The following is a 16,543-nucleotide window of genomic DNA, read 5'->3' on the forward strand; positions in this document are numbered from 1 at the left end:
AAGGAGGAAGTGTTTCATGAAGAAAAATCTCAAAAAGGCAATGGCTATGGGCCTTGCAACAACAATGGCGTTGGCAGCTCCGGCAGCAGTTTCAGCAGCTGGTAACACATCAGATGTATCTGGTTCCCACGTATTTATGTTCAAATCCGTAGGTAACGCATTTGGTGTTATCATGTATGAAGGTTTCTCATCTTATATGGAGCAGGTTGGGGAAAACTGCACAGAGAAATCACCGGCTGAGACAACTGTAGCAGCTCAGGTACAGCTCATTGACGAAGCAATTACTCAGGGATGCAAATCCATCTCCATTTCTACAAATGGTGACACAGGATTTGATGAAGTATTTGCAAAAGCTCAGGAAAAGGGTGTTCCGATCGTATCCGTTGACTCTTCTGCATCTGCTGATTATCGTGTAACTCACAACAATCAGGCATCCACAGAAGATATCGGAGCTATGCAGGTTCGTGCAGCAGTTCTTCAGGTTCTTGGCGTAGCTTATGATCCGGAAGACGTAACAATGGAAAAAACTGTAGAGGCAGCTCTCGCTGATTACGACGGAGACGAGATCAGACTTGGTGTTCTTTCCGCTGGTATCGATACACCTGTACAGAATGGATGGATCGCAGTTATGGAGCAGGAACTTCAGAAAGACATCTACAAAGGCAAAGTAAGCCCGGAACTCAACAAGAAATATGGTGATGACGAAGCAACAAAATCTACTACACAGGCTCAGGCATTCCTGGCTGAAAACAATGTAGATGCAATCATCTCCCCAACAACAGTTGGTATCGCAGCAGCAGGTGAAGTTCTTACACAGGCTAAATCTGATATCAAACTGACAGGTCTTGGACTTCCTTCAGAAATGAAGAACTACATGCCGGCTACCGCAGATGATGATGAGTTCTCATTTGTTTGCCCATACATGATGCTGTGGGATGTATCTCATCTTGGAGCTTCTACAGCAGCTATCCAGATGGCAGTTCAGAACGATGGATTCGACGGATCCGCAGGATCAACTGTTGATATGGAAGCTTGGGGCGAATATGAAGCTGAGACATTCACCGCTGAAGACAATGGCGATGGTGGCACAGGCGTTCTCACAGGTCAGCCTTATGTATTCTACAAAGACAACATGGCAGAGTGGGTTGACAAACTTTAATCTGTATTGCAGTTCTGTTTAATGGAAATAAATTAGAAGTGTGATAACAAAGGCGTTCGCCCGCGGGCGAACGCCTTTTCTTTCATACATATCAGGGACGACAGTGGCATATTTTCTGATAATGTATTATAATTGGGGAAGAGTTTGATCAACAGGAGGGAATATCTTGATTGAAGTTAGAAATCTTACAAAGAAATACGGAGATCATTTTGCCGTACAGGACATCAGTTTTTCACTTGAAAAAGGAAAGATCTATGGACTGTTAGGACCAAATGGTGCTGGAAAATCAACTACAATGAATATAATGACCGGCTACATTGCCGCGACATCAGGGGAAGTCATTATTGAAGGACATGATATTTTTAAAGAGGCAGAAGAGGCCAAGAAGCATATTGGATATCTTCCGGAAATTCCCCCGTTGTATATGGACATGACAGTCTGGGAGTATCTGTTCACAGTGGCAGATCTCAAAGGCGTGCCGAAATCAGAACGAAAGTCCATGATAGGAGATGTCATGGAAAAAGTGATGATCACCAATATGAAGGATCGGCTGATCAAAAATCTTTCCAAAGGATATAAGCAGAGAGTCGGAATTGCACAGACACTGATTGGAAATCCGGATATCATTATTCTTGATGAGCCTACCGTCGGATTGGATCCGAAGCAGATCATAGAGATCCGCACACTGATAAAGCAGCTGGGAGAAGATCACACCGTTTTGATAAGCTCGCATATTCTTTCTGAGATTGGGGCAGTGTGTGACCATGTAGTTATTATCAACAAGGGACATCTGGTAGTGAGTGACAGTACAGAAAATCTGGAAAAACTGTTTAAGGGACAGGATATCCTGTGTCTGAGTGCACAGGGAGAACTGGAGAAGATCCAGAATATCCTGCGTGAATTCCCGGCACTCAGTATCGCTGATATGAAAGAAGCAGAAGAAGCTGAGACATACAGGTTCCAGCTGAAAGTACAGGATCAGGCGGATTACAGAAAACAGTTATTCTTCCGTTTTGCAGAGGCAGGAATCCCGCTTCTTGAGATCAGCAGGGCAGGAATGTCGCTGGAAGACATCTTTCTTGAAATTACTGAGGAGGGAAGAGCATGATCGCTGTATGTAGAAAAGAATTAAGAAGTTATCGGATCTCAATGATCGGATATGTGTTTATTGCATTTATGCTGGCAGTCGTAAGCCTGTATTTTGCCTATCAGAATCTGAATCTTGCTTCGCCGAGATTTGAACTGGTACTTCAGAATGTTCAGTTTATTTTTCTGGTATTTGTTCCAATCCTGACGATGCGTGTTCTGGCAGAAGAGAAAAAACAGAAAACAGACCAGTTATTACTTACATTGCCAATGACAGTAAAAGACATTGTGATCGGTAAATATCTGGCAGTTGTAGTTCTGTTTACCATTCCGATGCTGATCATCTGTATTTATCCTCTGATCCTTACTATGTTTGGTTCAGTAAACCTTCCGGCAGCATATTTTTCAATCCTTGGATTCTATCTCCTCGGATGTGCCAATATTGCAATCGGAGTATTTTTCTCATCGGTCACAGAAAACCCGGTGATCTCAGCGGTTATGACATTCGGAACTCTGCTGGTCTGCTATCTGATGAACACGATCGGCAAAATGGTTCCCAATACTGCAATCGCATCTGTGAGTGCATTTACGGTAGTGATCGTTCTTGTGATGGCCCTGGTCTATAATATGATCGGAAATCTCAAGGTCGTGATCGGAGCAGGCGTGCTTCTGGAGGTGGCACTCCAGGTGGTTTATTTTGCAAAAGCATCTCTTCTTGAAGGAAGCTTCCGCAAGGTTCTGTCTGTATTTTATATGAATGGAAGGCTGACAAATTTCTTTGACGGTATTCTGGATATATCCGCGATCGTGTACTATGTATCTGTTATTGTTTTCTTTTTGTTCCTGACAGTTCAGACGATTGCAAAAAGACGCTGGAACTAGGAGGTAGGGACGACATGAAGAATAAAGACAACAAACAGAACAGCAAAATTCTGATAAACGGTTCTTACAGTATTTTGCTTACCGTACTGCTTCTGGCAGGACTGATCATAATGAATCTGATCGTGAATCATCTTCCGGTCAAAGTAACCCAGTTTGATTTCAGCAACGCAAAACTGTATACACTGACCGATACTACGACAGGAATACTCAAAAATCTGGATCAGGATGTGGAGCTTTATTATATCTGTGAAGGCGGAAAAGAAGACGACACAATCCAGAAGCTTCTGGACCGTTATGAGTCTGCATCCTCCCACATTAAGGTAGAGCAGATCGATCCGGCACTGTATCCGGGATTTACTTCCAAATATACCCAGGAAGATGTTGCAAATAACAGTGTGATCGCAGTCAGCGGTGATGTGAGTAAAGTAGTGAATGCGGATTCCATGTATGTGGAGAGCATGAACTATAATACTTACAGTTATGTAAAGACCGGATTTGACGGTGAGGGAATGATAACAAGTGCTGTAGATTATGTGACAGCCAAAGACATCCCGAATCTGTATATCTTAAGCGGAAATGGAGAGACAGCACTTGGAAGTGCATTTGGAGATGTGATCTCCAAGGATAATGTAAATCCACTGACGCTGAATCTGATGACTACAGATAAGGTTCCGGATGATGCAGATGCAATTCTTATCAATACGCCGACGGTAGATTATTCTGAGGAAGAAGCACAGAAGATCATTGATTATCTGGAAGACGGAGGCAAAGCGATCATCTTCTCAAATTATACCGTAGAGGATATGCCGAATTTTGACTCCATCCTCGCAAATTATGGAGTTGAAAGAGAAAAAGGAATCATCCTGGAAGGCGACTCTGATAAATATATGTCTTATCAGTATTGTCTGGTTCCGGATATCAGTTATTCGGCAATTACCGAAAATGTATATGGCAATGGTTCTGTTCTGGCACCGATGAGCCAGGGAATCCTTACTTCGGATTCACACAGAGATTCCATCACCTATCAACCGCTTCTGACGACTTCTGATGCATCCTACAGCAAAGAAGATGTGGAAAACATGACAACCTCTGAGAAGGAAAAGGGAGATAAGAGCGGTCCGTTTACGATCGGTATGCTGATCCAGGAAGATACGAATAACGATGATGAGGCTGATACGGAGATCGTCTATTACAGTACAGGATATTTGCTGGAATCCAATTATAATCAGGCTGTATCCGGAAGCAATGCACAGCTTCTCGGCGGAACTGTAAATTACCTCTGCAATGGAGAAAAAACTTCAGCGGCAGTACAGACAAAGAGCCTTCAGGTCAAATATCTGACACTGACAGACCGGGCAGCAAATATATGGACAGCGATCTGTGTATTTACACTTCCACTTCTGTTTATTATTGCAGGACTGGCAGTCTGGGCATCAAGGAGAAAACGCTGATGGATGGAAAAAAAATAAAAAAACTGGTCATTGCACTGATCCTGGTCATCCTTGCAGGACTGGCCTATCTGTTTCTTCTGCGTTACTCAGATAAACAAAAAGAGGCAGAGAGCCAGAAAGAGCAGGAAGAGGCTGCGGCATCTGTTGTGTTTGAGACAGACACGGATGAAGTGAGCAGTATTTCTTTCAGCGGTGACGACGGGATACTGACCTTTGAAAAAAAGAATGACACCTGGATCTGTCCGGATGACTCTGTATTTCAGATGAATGAAAATAAGATCCAGAAGCTGCTTGCAGATATTTCTTCTGTGAGCTGTACCAGAGAGCTGGACGCAAGGGGGGACTTGGCGCAGTTCGGACTGGAAGAACCGGCAAATACGATTCAGATATCACTTTCTGACGGAACAGAGAAGGATTTGTATATCGGAGATAAGAATACGTCCACGCATGAACTGTACTTCCAGACAGAAGAAAAATCAGATAAGGTTTATATGACAAAAACTGCCTTTGACTCGGATTTCGCAGGTAAGCTGCAGGATTTTGCAGCCTATACGGACTTCCCGAAGGTAAAACCGGAAACGATGACAGAGTTTGATGTGGACAAGGAAGAAGATTCTTATGTTCTTATCATGACAGGGGATGACCAGTGTACGGTGGAGGATGAAGAGGGAGAAAGCCAGCTTGCAAACCTGAATCTGGTCGGCATGGTCCAGGATAATGTGTCCAATATTATCTGGTATCAGGATCTTGAATACAATTGTTCCGATTATGTAAAATATGGATTGGACGATCCGCAGATGGTACTCACCGTAAAATACAAAGACGGAGAAGGAGCAAAAGAGTTTGACCTCTCCGTAGGCGATGAGGATGAAAACGGCAACTATTATGCAAGGCTGAATGAACTTCCGGAGATTCATACGATTCGTGGAGAGTATCTGACAGACCTTCTGAAATCCAGTGCGGCTTCTTACTGGAGTCTGACATACAGCTTTGTTTCGATAGGGGATCTTGATAAACTTGAAGTTACAAGAGATGGTGCAACGCATGTGCTCAGAAAAGAAACACAGACGACAAAGGGTGGTCTGGAGTCAGTAAAATGGCTTGTAGATGAGCAGGAAGTGGATGAAAAATTATTTACAGATTTCTACTATGCATGTGTCAGTGTGACCGCCCAGGAACGTCTGGAGAGCGTGCCGGAAGAAACCGGGGATGAGGCTTTGAAGCTTGTATATACACTGACGGATGGTTCAAAGAAAGAAATTACATATTATGAAGAAGACCAGAATTTCTACACGGTCATCTATGAGGATGGCACAAAAGCAGCACATACAAATAAACTGTATGTAAAGACAATGACAGAGAAGCTGGACAGACTTCTGGAAGAATTAAAATAAAAAATCATATATAAAAAGAGGAGGTATGGCATGAAATACTTAATGGGGATTGACAATGGGGGTACTTTTTCAAAGGCAGCGCTCTTTGATGAAGACGGAAAGCAGATTTCTGTGGCCAGTGTACCGACTGTGACGATCACTCCGAAGCCAGGTTATACAGAAAGGGATATGGATGAACTCTGGGAGGTAAATGCACAGGCTGTACGTAATGCGATCGAGAAGAGTAATATCGATCCAAAGGACATTGCAGGGGTTTCTTTCTCAGGACATGGAAAAGGTCTGTACATGGTAGGCTATGATGGAAAGCCTTCCTATAACGGAATCATTTCTACGGATACAAGAGCCTGGGCACAGGTCAAAAGATGGCATGAGGATGGCACTGACAAAAAGGTTTATGAGAAAACTCTGCAGGACATTCTGGCAGTACAGCCGGTAAGCATCCTGGCATGGTTCAAAGAAAATATGCCGGAAGTCATTGAGAGAACACAGTATATCTTTGCAGTAAAAGATTATATCCGTTACATGCTGACAGGAGAGGCATACAGTGAATACACAGACTGTTCCGGATCAAATCTTGTCAATATGATCACACACGAACATGACCGTGAACTGATGAAGCTTTTTGATCTGGAAGAATGCTACGACAAGCTTCCACCGCTTCGCAACGCTGCCGATATCTGTGGACATGTGACGAAAGAAGCGAGTGAGAAGACCGGTCTTCCGGAGGGAATCCCAGTAGCTGCAGGTATGTTTGATATCAACGCATGCGGAATCGCATCCGGACTTTCTGATGAAGAACAGATGTGTATGGTGGCCGGAACCTGGAGTATCAACGAGTATATTTCGAAAGAACCTGTGACAAACGGCACAGTTGCACTGAATTCTCTGTTCTGTATGCCGGGATATTATCTGATCGAGGAGAGCAGCCCGACATCTGCCGGAAATATGGAGTGGTTCATCCGCAATCTTATGAGTTATGAAAAAGCAGAAGCGAAAGAAAACGGAGGCTCCGTATACGATATCACCAATGAGTGGGTAGCTTCTATCGAGCCGCAGGACAACAATATCATCTTCCTTCCATTCCTGAACGGCTCCAACGAAGATCCACTGGCAAAGGGAACCTTTGTAGGCCTGACTGCTTATCATAATAAGAAACATATGCTTCGTGCAGTTTATGAGGGAATTGTTTTCTCCCATGTGACCCATGTCAACAAACTGCTGAGAAACCGTGAACGTCCGAAGAGTGTACGACTTTCCGGAGGCGCTGCAAATTCAGATGTATGGGTACAGATTTTTGCAGACGCGCTTCAGCTTCCGATCGATGTGATCGAGGATAAGGAACTCGGTGCACAGGGTGCAGCGATGGCAGCCGGCATTGCAGCGGGAATTTACAAAGATTATCAGGATGCAATGAGACGTACAGTGAAGATCACCAAGACAATACAGCCAAGACCGGAATATGCAGATATCTACAAAGAAAAATATGCGGCATACCGTGCGGTGATCGACGGACTGAATGGTGCGTGGAAGTATTTCAGAAACTAGGAAAAGGAGAAACCACAGAATGAGTAAGGCATATGAGCTTGGACTGTATGAAAAGGCAATGCCGGGTACGCTGACATGGAAAGAACGACTGGAGGCGGCAAAGGCAGCAGGCTATGATTATGTTGAAATCAGTATTGATGCAACAGAAGAAAAAATCGCCCGGCTGGATATGGACAGAGAATCACGCCTGGAACTTGTAAAAACCATGTATGAGACCGGAATTCCGATCCGGACAATGTGTGTCAGTGCACTTACCAAATATGCGATCGGAAGCAGTGATGAAGCATGCTGTGCAAGAGGAATGGCGATTCTGGAAAAATCACTTCAGCTGGCAGATGATCTTGGAATCCGTGTTGTGATGATCCCGGGATATGATGTTTATTATGAAGAATCAACACTGGATACAAAACACAGATTTCTTGAAAATCTGAGAAAGGCTGCAAGACTGGCAGAAAAGACCGGCGTGCTCATTGGACTTGAGACGATGGAAAATGAATTTATGAATACGGTTGAGAAAGCCATGAAATATGTAACACTGTGTGGCTCCAATTATCTTAAAGTCTATCCGGATATCGGAAATCTCACTAATGCAGCGGTTCTTTACAAGTCAGATGTACTGGAGGATATGGAACTGGGCAGAGGAAATCTGACTTCTCTTCATCTTAAGGAGACTGTCCCTGGAAAATTCAGAGAAATTCCGTATGGAACCGGACATGTGGATTTTGAGGCGGCAATAAAGAAGGCCTGGGATCTGGGAGTACGCAGATTTGTGACGGAATTCTGGTACACAGGAAATCCGGAATGGAAAAAAGATCTTAATGATGCAGTAAAAATGATGTGTCCGATACTGGATGTTCAGAAATAAAATTCAGGAGGAAAGAACAATGTTAGAAAAATTAAAAGAAGAAGTTTACAAAGCAAATATGGACCTGCCGAAATATGGGCTGGTGACATTCACCTGGGGAAATGTCAGTGGCATCGACCGTGAGAAAGGACTTTTTGTAATTAAACCAAGCGGTGTGGATTACGATAAGCTCAAACCAGAAGATATGGTTGTTGTTGACCTTCAGGGAAACAAAGTAGAAGGCGAATACAATCCGTCCTCTGACACCGCAACACATGTTGTACTGTACAATGCATTTCCGAACATCGGTGGAATCGTACATACACATTCTTCCTGGGCAACAAGCTGGGCACAGGCAGGAAGAGGCATTCCATGCTATGGAACCACACATGCAGACTACATCTATGGAGAAGTACCTTGTGTGCGAAACCTCACAAAAGAAGAAATCGACGAGGCATATGAGAAAAATACAGGAGTGCTGATCGCTGATTACTTTAAGGACAAAGATTACGAGGCAGTTCCTGCAGTACTCTGCAAAAACCACGGACCATTTACCTGGGGCAAAGATGCTCATGAGGCAGTACATAATGCAGTTGTACTTGAGGAAGTTGCCAAAATGGCATCTCGCTGTGAACTTATCAATCCGCAGGTAAAACCGGCACCACAGGAACTTCAGGATAAACATTATTACAGAAAACACGGTGCAAACGCTTATTATGGGCAGATTGTAAAATAACAATTGCAAATAAAGACACTTTTTTAAACAAACAAGGTTCTTCACACTTGAAGAACCTTGTTGTATTATGTTATTATTAAGAAGAAAACGAGAAGGAATATACAGCAGTTTGCACAAAGAAATTTGCTGTATAAAAGAAAAACATTTAGGAGGTTTTTACAATGACTAAGTATTACGCAGCAGTAGACATGGGAGCATCCAGTGGACGTCTGATCCTTGGACACATGGAGAATGGCAGAATGGAGCTCGAGGAGATTCATCGTTTTGAGAATGGTATGGTAAAGAAGGATGGAGAACTCTGCTGGGAATTTGACCGTATTTTTAAAGAAATCGTTGCAGGTCTTAAGAAATGTAAAGAGATCGGCAAGATTCCGGTAAGCATGGGCGTTGATACCTGGGGTGTTGACTTCGTTCTTCTTGATAAAGATGACAAGGTACTTGGTAACACAGTCGGATACCGCGACCATCGTACAGAGGGAATGGATGAAGAAGTTTACAAGATCATTCCATTTGAAGAACTGTATGCAAGAACAGGTATCCAGAAAGCTATTTACAATACGATATACCAGCTGATGGCAGTTAAGACAAAACATCCGGAATATCTGGAGCAGGCAGAGACTCTTCTTCATGTGCCGGATTACTTTCACTTCCTTCTGACAGGACAGAAGACCTGTGAGTATACAGAGGCTACAACAGGCCAGATGGTAAATGCACAGACAAAAGACTGGGATTATGAGATCATCGACAAACTGGGATATCCGAGAAGAATTTTCCAGAAACTGATCATGCCTGGCACAAGTGTAGGACATCTGACAGAAGAACTTCAGAAAGAAGTCGGCTTTGACGTAGAAGTTGTCGCACCGGCAACACATGATACAGGATCCGCAGTCCTTGCAGTACCGGCAAACGATGATGACTTTATCTATATCAGTTCCGGAACATGGTCCCTGATGGGAATCGAAAGAAAGACTCCGGACTGTTCACCAAAGAGTTGCGAACTGAACTTCACAAATGAAGGTGGTTATGAAGGACGCTTCCGTTATATCAAGAACATCATGGGACTGTGGATGATCCAGTCAGTTCGTCATGAAGTAAATGACAGATACAGTTTTGCAGAAATCTGTGCTATGGCAGAAGAAGCAAAGGATTTCCCATCCAGAGTAGATGCAAATGATGAGTGCTTCCTTTCCCCGGAAAACATGACAGAAGAAGTAAAGGACTACTGCCGCAGAACCGGACAGCAGGTTCCGGAGACAATGGGCGAGATTGCAACAGTTATCTACACTAGCCTTGCTGAGTGCTATGCAAAAGCAGCAAAAGAACTGGAAGAACTTACAGGAAGAACTTACAGCCGTATCCATGTAGTTGGCGGTGGTTCCAATGCGGGATATCTGAATGAACTTACAGCAAAGGCAACAGGTAAAGAAGTTCATGCAGGTCCTGGAGAAGCAACTGCAATCGGAAATATCACTGCACAGATGATTAAGGAAGGCGAATTTAAATCTGTTGAAGAGGCTCGTACAACCATTCATGAGTCTTTCGGAATCAAGATTTTCAAAGCCTGAGAGATCATAGATGGAGGCTTTTTACCCAATCATCCTGTTATTGAGCTATATGCACCTGGAATAAGGTGAGTATATACATTAATAAAATAAATTGGAGGTTTTATTATGTTAGTAAACACAAAAGCAAGAGTCGGCGTATTTTCTATTGCTTTAGGAGCATACCTGCCTCAGTTCCCGTCACTGGTACCTGAGTTTGAAGCTCAGTATGAGGCATTCAAAAAAACAATCCCTGATACAGTAGAGATCATCGATGGAGGAATGGTAACAACAAAAGAGCAGTCTATGGAAGCTGGAGATAAATTCCGTGCTGCAGACGTTGATATCGTATTTCTTCAGATGCTGACCTATGCGACATCCTACAATATGCTCCCTGCAATCCGTGATCTTGATGTTCCGGTTGTTCTTGTGAACGTTCAGAAGCTCAAAGCACTGGATTATGATCACACAGATATCGCTGCATGGCTTGGTGAAGGATATGCCTGCGGTGCTGTAGGTGAAGCAGTTGCCGATCTGGAAAGAGCAGGCAAGAGACATGCTGTTATTACAGGTGTAGTTGAGGGTGGAGATCCGGCTGTTCAGGCAGAGATCGAAGACTGGTGCAAGGCTGCACAGGTAAGAAGAAGATTCCGCGATACCAATATCGCTCAGATCGGAAGACCTTATCCGGGTATGATGGACCTTTACATCGATGAGACAAACCTGTACAACAGAATGTTCCTGTACACCAAACAGTTTGATTGGGAAAAAATGTGGGCGATTGCTGACGATATCACAGATGAAGAAGTGATCCGTGCAAAAGCACAGGATATTCTTGATACTTTTGATATTGAGGATGGCGGCACAATCGAAAAAGTATGGGATATGGCAAAATACGTTGTTGCATTCGAGAAATGGGTAAAAGACGAACATCTCAGCATGGTTGCTTCCCATTATGACGGATTTGCACAGGGTAAGGCAGGTGTCCTTGACAGTATGCTGATCCCGGCATTCTCTATGCTGATCAAACAGGGTACAGCATGTGCCGTTGAGGGTGATATGAAGGTTGCCATGGCAATGAGTATCCTCAAGACCATTTCCGGTACAGGCCAGCTTTCTGAGATGTACTCCATCGACTTCAACGATGACATCTGCATCATCGGACATTCCGGAAGCGGAGATGCTGATATCTCTGATAAGAAACCTACCATGAAGATCGTACCAGTATTCCATGGCAAAACAGGCGGTGGATATCTGACCCAGTTCTATCCATACACAGGTCCGGTTACCTATCTTGCGATCACACAGGATGCTGACGGACACTTCAAATTCGTTGTTGCTGAAGGCGTAAACGAAGAAGGACCAATCCTTTCCTTTGGTGATACCAACATGAGAACACGTTTCACCTGTGGCGCAAGAGAGTTTGTAAACCGCTGGAGTGAAGCCGGCCCGACACATCATATGGCCGCTGCTACAGGAAGACATATCGATACCATCCTGAAGGTTGCAAAGATCTTTAATATTCCGGTTGATATTGTTACAAGATAATATACCACACCCCATATGCAGCAGGTTTTATTAGATCATTTAAGAAAAATCACAGAAGAAGAACAGCGCATTCTGGACGGGGTGGCAGAGGTAGATAAGGATCTCTACACATCTGGTCAGGATTTTACCGTGGACAGCGCCAAGATGCTCAGCGAGGGAAAGCTGATCGCGGTGCGTACACACACACGGTTTGTACATTTTCCGTCGCACAGGCACAATTTTATCGAGGTGCTTTATGTCTGCCAGGGACGACTTGTCAATATTATTGGCGGGAAGGAAGTTGTGATCCAGAAGGGAGAACTGCTCTTTCTGAATCAGTTTACGCGGCATGAGATCCTGCCAGCGGGAGAAGAGGATATAGCGATCAATTTTATGATCCTTCCCGAGTTTTTTGATGTGGCATATACGATGGCGGGGAATAACAATGTGCTTGCGGATTTTCTTGTAAATGTTCTGCGCCAGGATGAGGAGAGGGGAGAATATCTTCATTTCAAAGTGGCAGAGGTGTTGCAGATCCAGAATCTGCTTGAAAATATCATCTATTCTCTGGTAACGGGACGGGGAGAGCAGAATCGTATCAATCAGACAACGATGGGGCTTATCTTTCTGTATCTTCTGGAGTCAGTACAATATGCAGAGATGCGCCTTCCAAACCAGTATGAGAACATGATCGCAATGACCACCCTGGATTATATTGAGCAGCAGTACAGGACAGCTACACTTACGGAGCTTTGCGAGAAACTGCACCTTCCGATGCATGTGTTGAGCAAAATGATCCGAAAAAACACAGGATTTAATTTTAAAGAACTGCTTCAGCGTAAACGCCTGAATAAAGCAGCGGAGCTGATGTGTGAGACAGACCTTCCGGTCAGTGATGTGATTGCGGCGGTCGGGTATGAGAACGGAAGTTACTTCCACCGGGTTTTTAAAGAACATTACCATATGACACCGAGGGCCTTTCGGATCGCAAACAGCAAAGAAGAACGGGTAAGACTATAAGATACACAGAATAAAGAGATAAAAAGACACCAAAGGATGTACGAACATACAGCCAATGGTGTCTTTTTGGATGATACAGCTTATCTCGCACTTCCGGCAAGGTTTCTTACAAGCTCGATATCAGATTCTCTGACCTTAAGATTTGTTTCGATGGTTTTGCCCTCAGGTGTGGTGACCTTGATCTCGATGATCGTATCAGGTCGGATCGCACTTCCGGCAGCCTGAAGAAATTTGGGAAATTTGGGATGATTCCGGGTAAATGTGGCCCAGGAATTTTTTAACTGCATTAAGTTTCCAAGATTCATATGAGTACCTCTCTTTTCAGTTCTGGAAATTGATTTTTTCACCCTGAAGGACAGGATAACAGATCAGGAGATTACTGTCCAGATTTTCTCTGTTCATATCAACTGCACTGATCTGATGGTTTTCGTAGGTGGTGTAGTAGTAAATTCCCTTTGCAGTATTGCAGCAGGACGTATAGAGAGTGATCTCGTATTTGCCATCTGTGACCTCACAGCAGCCTCTCTGCTGATCGACAGAGCCGAGGATGTGGAAAAACTGGCTGATGCTTTCGAGTTCGGAATCACCGGATTTTGCGTTCATTTTGGTAAAAGCCACACGAACAAATCGGGATGCGGAAGAAAGATCACCCGGAAGTCCGAGAGCACCCATGCCGCGGCTGTAAGCAGCAAGACCGAGGTCATCAGAAAATGTATTTGCAGGCTGCTTTGGAGACAGGTGCATATAGTTGTTTAACTGGAACATCTGCTGTGGAAACGGCGGGTTATTGGTAAGAACTCCTGCCGGATTGTCATAAATATGAAGACCGTCGGACATGGACTCTACAGTGATGGAACTGTCTTTGTCAGCAATGATCCAGTGAAGCTGTGCCAGAGGAAACTGTTCGCTGAATGGTGTGTTGGCAAGGTTTATTCCGGACAGAAGTGCACGGGCTTCATCGACAGAAGCACACTGGCAGAGAATCCATGGAATGAATTCAAACTGTGCGACATTGTCAGCACCTGGTTTCACATCTGCATAGGCTGCGTTTCCTACGAAATTCAGACCGGCCATGCCAAGCCCCTTTTCGTTGATGGCATCATAATATAAAGGATAGTTTTCGGCGACATGAGCCATCCCGATGATCGCAAAATGCTGATCGATAACTCCCATGTGACGGAAATGGAATGGGTAGTTTCGGGGAGAAATGGTGATCTGATCCCCATAGGAAAATTCATAATCAAGAGTTCTTCCGAAATAAAAATCTCTGGTTTTGTAAGTTGCTGCGGTACACATAAAAAAGCCTCCTTATCAAAAATCGAAATCGGTATAGTCTTCTGGAAGGAAACGATGGTAGATGATGTGGCATCCTTCGTCTTTGAAACAGTAGTAATAGGTATCATCCGGATTATCTGCAAAGCGGATCAGGCGGTCGAACTCGCCGTTATCCATTTCTTCCGTAATGATATTCTCAGAATAAGTATGGAATAAATCCAGGATTTCATTCATGGTACAGCCATGTCTGCCGACCAGATTGACAAGTTCCTTAATAAATTCATTTCCGGCAGTGTTGTCGTGTACATAGACAGTTCCCTGCGGTGGAATATGGAAACAGAAACGGTCTCCCTTGTGGGAAACCATGATGTCTCCGAGTTTATCTGTGAGAGAAGCCGGAAGTGCATCAAGACGTTTTTGCATTTCATCGGCAGTATCATTGGCAGCAAAGAAATGATTCAGAGAGGAAAGCGGATAATACAGACGGATATCTTCTTTAAAAAATCCAAGCTTCGCCTGCTCTTCTTTGATGATGTCAATCAGATTCTTTTCAAGTTTATCATAACCCATAATGGGACCTCCTTTACAAGTTAAATCACTGCAACACATTGTACCAGATTTCCCGTGAAAATGCCAGTGGGGACGTGGGAAAATGGTTCAATCTATGTCCCGAATGGCAATACAGATCTGACAAAATGTTATAAAAAATGTTCGTTGACAGTGTGGGGGATGTAGAGTATGATGAAATCAAAAGTTCTAAAGAAATATTCTATATACAGATTTTTTTATTAGCAATTCTGGCACATCGCCGATAGTTTCATTGAAATTAAGAAAGAAAAGATAAGGCAGTGCCAGGAGCATACAAAAAATTTTGCTTGCCGGATCAAGGGAGGGAATAAAATGTTAGTTCTGGTATATCGAAAATGCAGCACCTGTCAGAAAGCACTTAAATGGCTCGAGGAGCACAAGATTTTTTTTGAGGAGCGAGCGATCGTGGAGGAGAATCCCACATATGAAGAACTGAAGGAATGGTACGAAAGAAGCGGGATGCCGCTTAAGAAATTTTTTAACACAAGCGGTATGCTCTACAAGCAGATGAATCTGAAAGAAAAACTTCCGCAGATGACAGAGGACGAACAGCTGAAACTGCTCGCAACCAATGGCATGTTAGTAAAACGCCCTCTTGTAGTCGGAGAAGATTTTGTCCTGACCGGATTTCGTGAGAAGGAATGGGAAGAGAAAATACGGGGGTAGGTATGATTCCGTTAAAATTAGAAACATTACTTGCAGGACGGACGGTTGAGCAGAACAGAGTTGAATATAAAGAAGGATGGAATCCTAATGACATTATCCATACGATCTGTGCATTTGCAAATGATCTTCATAATGTAAACGGTGGATATCTTGTAATCGGAATCCGTGCCGAAGATGGAATTCCGGTTCTTCCACCTAAAGGTCTTCCGATGAATATCCTGGATTCTGTGCAGCAGGAGATTTTTCAGTATTGCAATCTGATCACACCGAGATATATTCCAAGAATTGAAGTAATTAATTACAAAAATACAGGGGTTTATCTTCTCTATTTGTGGTGCAGTGCAGGAGACAGTGGACCGTATCAGGCTCCGGTGGATGTGTATGCAGAGAAAGGAAAGAAGAAAGACCGCCGGATGCAGTACTGGATAAGGCCGTCTTCACTTACGGCAGCGGCAGACCGCGAAGAAATTGCAGAGCTGTTTGATAAATTTAACATAATATATAGCAAGAATTCTCCTTCCTCTACAGGTGGGAGATGAATTGCAAAAAATAAAAAGAACGCTTGTTTGGTAGCGAGATCCATGGTATAATAGAATCAGTCGATAAGATAATTATTCAAAAAAAGGACTGATTTTATGGAAAATATGGATCATAATGCACATTCAGTGTACTTGATGTATTATCACCTGATTATGGTGGTGAAATATCGAAGAAAAGTTATCAATGATCCGATTTCAGAAAGAGCAAAGGAAATATGGGGATATATTGCCCCACGGTATGGAATTGTTTTGGAGGAATGGAATCATGATATTGACCATGTGCATGTAAT

17 protein-coding genes are annotated in these 16,543 nt (G+C 43.6%); 14 read left to right on the forward strand and 3 right to left on the reverse strand.

Features of this window, described 5'->3' with window-relative positions:
- The first annotated feature begins 16 nt into the window (after positions 1-16).
- The 11 genes from LIR34_RS08125 to LIR34_RS08175 all read left to right on the forward strand — a co-directional run bounded on the left by LIR34_RS08125 (position 17) and on the right by LIR34_RS08175 (position 13,185).
- Positions 17-1,159, forward strand: coding sequence for a substrate-binding domain-containing protein (locus LIR34_RS08125; protein WP_161283802.1), 1,143 nt, complete (start codon positions 17-19; stop codon positions 1,157-1,159).
- Positions 1,160-1,325: 166 nt separating this feature from the next.
- Positions 1,326-2,267 carry an ABC transporter ATP-binding protein gene (locus tag LIR34_RS08130; protein WP_022214489.1) on the forward strand — a complete coding sequence of 314 codons (942 nt, stop codon included), beginning with the start codon at positions 1,326-1,328 and terminating at the stop codon, positions 2,265-2,267.
- Positions 2,264-3,127 carry an ABC transporter permease gene (locus tag LIR34_RS08135; RefSeq protein ID WP_173902483.1) on the forward strand — a complete coding sequence of 288 codons (864 nt, stop codon included), beginning with the start codon at positions 2,264-2,266 and terminating at the stop codon, positions 3,125-3,127. Before LIR34_RS08130 ends, LIR34_RS08135 begins: the two co-directional genes overlap by 4 nt.
- A gap of 14 nt (positions 3,128-3,141) precedes the next feature.
- Entirely contained in the window at positions 3,142-4,578 is a 1,437-nt protein-coding gene (locus tag LIR34_RS08140) for a GldG family protein (protein ID WP_161283804.1), read from the forward strand.
- A complete protein-coding gene (locus LIR34_RS08145; protein WP_173902484.1) occupies positions 4,578-5,972 on the forward strand; it encodes a DUF4340 domain-containing protein in 1,395 nt (464 codons plus the stop codon). The genes LIR34_RS08140 and LIR34_RS08145 overlap by 1 nt, the downstream gene beginning before the upstream one ends.
- Positions 5,973-6,002: 30 nt before the next feature.
- A complete protein-coding gene (locus tag LIR34_RS08150; protein WP_161283806.1) occupies positions 6,003-7,517 on the forward strand; it encodes an FGGY-family carbohydrate kinase in 1,515 nt (504 codons plus the stop codon).
- A gap of 19 nt (positions 7,518-7,536) precedes the next feature.
- Positions 7,537-8,382, forward strand: a complete 846-nt coding sequence (locus tag LIR34_RS08155) for an L-ribulose-5-phosphate 3-epimerase (RefSeq protein WP_161283807.1) — start codon at positions 7,537-7,539, stop codon at positions 8,380-8,382.
- 19 nt (positions 8,383-8,401) lie between these two features.
- Positions 8,402-9,097: an L-ribulose-5-phosphate 4-epimerase gene (locus LIR34_RS08160; RefSeq protein ID WP_022214484.1), complete on the forward strand. Its 696-nt coding sequence runs from the start codon at positions 8,402-8,404 to the stop codon at positions 9,095-9,097.
- A gap of 161 nt (positions 9,098-9,258) precedes the next feature.
- Positions 9,259-10,662, forward strand: coding sequence for a rhamnulokinase (rhaB, locus tag LIR34_RS08165; RefSeq protein ID WP_173902485.1), 1,404 nt, complete (start codon positions 9,259-9,261; stop codon positions 10,660-10,662).
- A 105-nt stretch (positions 10,663-10,767) separates the two neighbouring features.
- On the forward strand, positions 10,768-12,186 hold the full coding sequence (locus tag LIR34_RS08170) for an arabinose isomerase (protein WP_173902486.1): 1,419 nt from the start codon (positions 10,768-10,770) through the stop codon (positions 12,184-12,186).
- 15 nt (positions 12,187-12,201) lie between these two features.
- Positions 12,202-13,185: an AraC family transcriptional regulator gene (locus tag LIR34_RS08175; protein WP_173902487.1), complete on the forward strand. Its 984-nt coding sequence runs from the start codon at positions 12,202-12,204 to the stop codon at positions 13,183-13,185.
- Positions 13,186-13,265: 80 nt separating this feature from the next.
- Here LIR34_RS08175 and LIR34_RS08180 read toward each other — a convergent pair whose 3' ends face one another.
- Genes LIR34_RS08180 through LIR34_RS08190 form a run of 3 tightly spaced genes read right to left on the reverse strand, consistent with a single transcriptional unit; the run spans position 13,266 to position 15,030 of the window.
- On the reverse strand, positions 13,266-13,490 hold the full coding sequence (locus tag LIR34_RS08180) for a hypothetical protein (RefSeq protein ID WP_161283811.1): 225 nt from the start codon (positions 13,488-13,490) through the stop codon (positions 13,266-13,268).
- Between the two features lie 16 nt (positions 13,491-13,506).
- Positions 13,507-14,481: a choloylglycine hydrolase gene (gene bsh / locus LIR34_RS08185; RefSeq protein WP_173902488.1), complete on the reverse strand. Its 975-nt coding sequence runs from the start codon at positions 14,479-14,481 to the stop codon at positions 13,507-13,509.
- A gap of 15 nt (positions 14,482-14,496) precedes the next feature.
- Positions 14,497-15,030 (reverse strand): DUF3877 family protein, encoded by a 534-nt coding sequence (locus LIR34_RS08190; protein ID WP_173902489.1) that lies wholly within the window; start codon positions 15,028-15,030, stop codon positions 14,497-14,499.
- Between the two features lie 330 nt (positions 15,031-15,360).
- Between LIR34_RS08190 and LIR34_RS08195 the strand changes: the two genes are divergently transcribed.
- From LIR34_RS08195 to tnpA, 3 genes are all read left to right on the forward strand, one after another.
- Entirely contained in the window at positions 15,361-15,714 is a 354-nt protein-coding gene (locus tag LIR34_RS08195) for an arsenate reductase family protein (protein WP_173902490.1), read from the forward strand.
- The gene (locus tag LIR34_RS08200; RefSeq protein ID WP_244092274.1) at positions 15,690-16,253 is read left to right on the forward strand and encodes an AlbA family DNA-binding domain-containing protein; all 564 of its coding nucleotides are present in this window, start codon (positions 15,690-15,692) and stop codon (positions 16,251-16,253) included. Before LIR34_RS08195 ends, LIR34_RS08200 begins: the two co-directional genes overlap by 25 nt.
- Positions 16,254-16,349: 96 nt before the next feature.
- On the forward strand, positions 16,350-16,543 hold a 194-nt coding region (gene tnpA / locus LIR34_RS08205), incomplete at its 3' end, for an IS200/IS605 family transposase (protein ID WP_173902491.1).

The organism is Blautia sp. MSK17_66, assembly GCF_020538025.1.
Taxonomy (GTDB): domain Bacteria; phylum Bacillota; class Clostridia; order Lachnospirales; family Lachnospiraceae; genus Blautia_A.